The sequence below is a fragment of the Aeromonas sp. sif2433 genome (assembly GCF_019218705.1).
In the GTDB taxonomy this organism is placed as follows: Bacteria; Pseudomonadota; Gammaproteobacteria; order Enterobacterales; family Aeromonadaceae; genus Aeromonas; species Aeromonas encheleia.
This window is the reverse complement of the sequence record NZ_JAHUXD010000042.1, coordinates 1-292: the sequence shown is the minus strand read 5'-3', so window position 1 is coordinate 292 and position 292 is coordinate 1. Positions and strand designations below refer to the sequence as shown.

Annotated in this window: 1 protein-coding gene; it reads left to right on the top strand. The window is 61.6% G+C overall.

Features of this window, described 5'->3' with window-relative positions; genetic code table 11:
• Window positions 1-292 (top strand): hypothetical protein (locus KW825_RS20315; protein WP_218330244.1); only part of this gene is annotated, 292 nt, incomplete at both ends.

Genomic DNA, 292 nt, shown 5'->3' with positions numbered 1-292 from the left:
CTGACGGCGGGCTCCAACCTGAGCTACGACGTCTGGTACACGATGAAGGATGCGGACGGCGATGAGAGCATCGCCAAGCTGACCATCAACATCAAGGGGGCGGATGACAGCTCCAGCGTGGTGACGGCGGCGTCGACGGGTCCGGATCACCTGGTGTACGAATCAGGCCTCAATCCGAATGGCTCGAATGCTGCGGCCAACAGCGAGACGGTGAGCGGTAGCTTCACGGTGTCGGCCACGGACGGGATTTTGAATGTGGTGATAGGGGGTACCAGCTACACCCTGGCCCAGG